Origin of the sequence: Micromonospora sp. NPDC047548, assembly GCF_040642975.1 — a bacterium.
GTDB lineage: Bacteria > Actinomycetota > Actinomycetes > Mycobacteriales > Micromonosporaceae > Micromonospora.
Genome location: NZ_JBEYTI010000108.1, coordinates 1 through 3,273 on the forward strand (window position 1 = coordinate 1; position 3,273 = coordinate 3,273).

Below are 3,273 nucleotides of genomic sequence, written 5' to 3' on the forward strand. Positions count from 1 at the left end.
GCGATCGAAATCGTCCCAAGTAGCAAACCCCTCCGGTGGCGGCGGTACGACGTACCCCAACACCTCGCACCAGAAACGAGCGACGCGCTCAGGTTCTGCGCAGTCGAAGGTGACTTGGATCTGCTTGACCGACGCCATCGGCCCACCATAGAGGCAGGGTCTTTCGTCGCCTCCACGGGCCCGCCCCTGGCTAGGTTCCGGCATCGTCTTGGCGTCCGCTCATCGGCAGATCCGTGCGTGAGCGCCGCGATCCATCCGTTACACGGCGTGACGGGCGGACCGCGGCAGATCCGGATACGTGACCTTGGCAAATCCGCACGGCGGCGGTGGCAACAGCCGTGACGGTGACATCCGGATCGTGGATCAGGCCGGTCAGGCGGCCGGTTTGCTGGTGGGCGACCGGCGGCCTCCGTGGCACGCGACCAACGCGTCTGCCACGATTTCAGCGTCAGCTTCTGCGACGTCCGCTGGGTACTCCGGTAGCAGGTCGTCCCAGACGACCAGCCACGACCCGTACAATTGGGCCTGCCCCTCGGGCCGAGCGAAGAACCAGACGTGCAGGTGGGCGCCACCATCTCCGATGCGGTAGACGTGGGCCCGCGAGATGTGCGGCAGTGCCTGCATGTGGCGAACGATGCGAGTGCTCAATAGCCCCAGTTCGGCGGCCAGTTCGTCAGGTAGATCCGCCATGTCGTAGTGATCGCGCGGATACAGCATGAGCACCAGCGGGACGCCCACTCCCGGAATCCGGACCAGCCGCCATTGATCGTTGAACCAGATCCCTTCGTCCCGGTCGCGGCAGGCGTTGCAGTCCGACGGATCCTCGCCGTGCCGCGCGGGCTCTGGGAGCACCGGCGGGCGCAACGGCGCTACGCGCAGTCCGTCCGGCTCGAACGGGCTTATCTCCCATCCCGTCATGCGTGCCAACGGGAGTCGGCGCTCGCCGTCCGCGACAGCGACTGCGTGGTCATAGAACTCGTCCGGTCGCAAGGCCATGCGGCGAAGACTAGTACGACAAGATCCCAAGTGATCGATAGCCCCGCTGTGACTGCCAGGCATCGCCCGGTGGTCTCGTACTCGATGGTCCGGATGAATCCGAAGCATCCGCTCGTCGGCACGTCCGGATGCATGCACTCGTGAGCTGGTCACCTTGCGTGACGAGCACTTCGCGGCTAGATCCGGACGGCGGTTCAGCTGACGATTCGCCCGATCCGCCCCGTACGACGCGCGAACGGTGCCACGATGCCGGCAGGGCGTACCGGCGGTGGCCGCCCCCAGTCGAGAGGGGTCGACATGAGCACCGTCCCGACGGGCACACCCTGCTGGGCCGACCTGGCCACCCCGGATCTCGCCGACGCGCGGCGCTTCTACCCGGAGCTGTTCGGCTGGACCGGGCGGATCACGCCGGAGCCCGAGGCGTCTTCCTCCTCGAGGGCAGGGCGGTGGCCGGGGCCGGCCCGCCGGCCATCCCGGACCAGGTGCCGATCAGGTCGATGTACGTCGCGACCGACGACGCCGACCTGGTGGCCGGCGGACGCGGCGGCCGCCCGCGCCGGCGAGCTGGGTGGCACCATCCTGGTCCCGCCTCGGGACATCCCGGCCGGCCGCTACGCCGGCCTCCGCGACCCGCAGGGCGCCCACTTCAACGTCATCGCCCTCGCCTGCACCGGTGCCGGCTGACGGCCGTCGGCTGTCGGGCCCGCCCGCCGCCATCCCGCCGAGAATTGCCCGAGCAGAGGAAGCGAAGCCGAAGCCATGACAGATATTCCACCCGGGGCACCCGCCTGGGTCGACCTGGTCACCACCGACCTCCCCGGCGCGGCGCGCTTCTACGCGCCCTTGTTCGGCTGGGCCGTCGCCGAGGCGGACCGGCAACCCGCGGCTGACGGTCACCTCGTCTTCCACCAACAGGGCAAACCGGTGGCCGGTGCCGGGCTGGGGGCCGGCCCGCAACGGCCGCCTGCCTGGATGCCCTACCTGGCGACCGACGACGCCGAGGGGGCTTGCCAACGGGTGACCGCCGCCGGCGGCCGGATCCTGACCGAGCCCTCCGACGTCCCCGGCTCCCGGCGGACGGCGCTCTTCGCCGACCCGGCCGGGGCGCCGTTCGGGGTGTGGCAGTCGCTCGGCATGCCGGGGGCCGAGGTGTTCGACGTACCCGGCTCGCTGACCTGGCCCGAGCTGACCACGCGGGAGTCGGACCGGGCTAAGGAGTTCTACGGGTCGGTGTTCGGCTGGACGGCGGACGACCAACCGATGGGCCCGATCACCTACACCACCTGGCAGCTGGAGGGTCGTCCCGTCGCCGGGATGATGCCCATGATCGGCGAAGACTGGGGTGACCTCCCGTCCCACTGGATGGTCTACTTCGCGGTCACCGACACCGACAGGGTCGTCGCCGAGGCGCTACGGATGGGCGCGACGCTCGCCGTCCAGCCGACGGACCTGACGCGGGGCCGGTTCGCGGTGCTCACCGATCCACAGGGGGCGTTCTTCTCGATCCTCGGGACTACTCCGCCCTGACCGTACGGGGATCCGGCCGCACCGGCACCACCAGCGGCCCGTGCTCGCCGTCGACGACGCTGGCCCGGTAGTGGGTGGCGAGCAGCTGCTCGGTGAGCACCTCGCGGGGAGTGCCGGTGGCGACCACCCGGCCGTCGGCGAGCAGCACCAGCCGGTCGGCGTACTCGCCGGCCACGGAGAGGTCGCGCATGGGAACCCCAGCCGACCAGCCTGCGGCTGCTCCGCTCACAACCCTTCCCAAACGATGTTGTCATGAACGTCTATGCACCCGACCAGCAATGATCGGCGGCTGAACCGCAACGTCCGGCGCCGACCGGTTGCGGCCGGTGCCGGACAACCCGACCAACGCAAGCACTATCCCCGAGACGTCCGCTCATCGGCTAGAAGCGGTTGCGGAGCTTCCGCTGCAGATCCCTCTGTGTGCGGAGGAACCAGAAGTCGGGCGGGACCGGTACGTGCTCGTGCACGCCCTCCAGCTCGAAGGCGTCCGGCGACAGCCCCGACGTCAGCAGTGCGTTGCGCACCTCGCGCCGGTCCATTCCCGACCTCACGATCCTCACCGGCCGACGCGGGCGGCCGCCGGCCCGGCGACCGCTTGATGTTGCCACCCTCGCCCGGTCCTAGGACCGGGCGCAGCGGCTTACGAACAGCCAATTTAGAGCGACCGGCAATAGGTGTTACTTGAGCCTGCGGGTGGTGGGTCGGGTGTCCCAGCGGTAGAGCGTGCGGGCACGGCGGATGAGTTGACGG

Annotated in this window: 4 protein-coding genes and 2 pseudogenes; 2 read left to right on the forward strand and 4 right to left on the reverse strand. The window is 69.7% G+C overall.

The features are described from left to right. Window positions 1–138: VOC family protein (locus ABZ807_RS33155; RefSeq protein ID WP_357167074.1), on the reverse strand; the 138-nt coding region annotated here is incomplete at its 3' end. 234 nt (window positions 139–372) lie between these two features. Further along, on the reverse strand, window positions 373–996 hold the full coding sequence (locus ABZ807_RS33160; protein ID WP_357167065.1) for a hypothetical protein: 624 nt from the start codon (window positions 994–996) through the stop codon (window positions 373–375). Window positions 997–1,293: 297 nt separating this feature from the next. Between ABZ807_RS33160 and ABZ807_RS33165 the strand changes: the two are divergent. After that, window positions 1,294–1,638: pseudogene (locus tag ABZ807_RS33165) on the forward strand (VOC family protein); the annotation flags it as partial. A gap of 117 nt (window positions 1,639–1,755) precedes the next feature. Continuing rightward, window positions 1,756–2,523, forward strand: a complete 768-nt coding sequence (locus ABZ807_RS33170; protein ID WP_357167068.1) for a VOC family protein — start codon at window positions 1,756–1,758, stop codon at window positions 2,521–2,523. Here the strand turns inward: ABZ807_RS33170 and ABZ807_RS33175 are convergent. Further along, window positions 2,510–2,713: pseudogene (locus tag ABZ807_RS33175) on the reverse strand (hypothetical protein); the annotation flags it as partial. The gene ABZ807_RS33170 and the pseudogene ABZ807_RS33175 sit on opposite strands and share 14 nt — an antisense overlap. Window positions 2,714–2,903: 190 nt before the next feature. Next, window positions 2,904–3,074, reverse strand: coding sequence for a hypothetical protein (locus ABZ807_RS33180; protein ID WP_357167071.1), 171 nt, complete (start codon window positions 3,072–3,074; stop codon window positions 2,904–2,906). Window positions 3,075–3,273: the final 199 nt, after the last annotated feature.

What these genes read in the sequence shown, in the direction of transcription:
- ABZ807_RS33170 (WP_357167068.1), top strand. Translation starts at nt 1,756, where the DNA reads ATGACAGATATTCCACCCGGGGCACCCGCCTGGGTCGACCTGGTCACC.
- ABZ807_RS33160 (WP_357167065.1), bottom strand. Translation starts at nt 996, where the DNA reads ATGGCCTTGCGACCGGACGAGTTCTATGACCACGCAGTCGCTGTCGCG.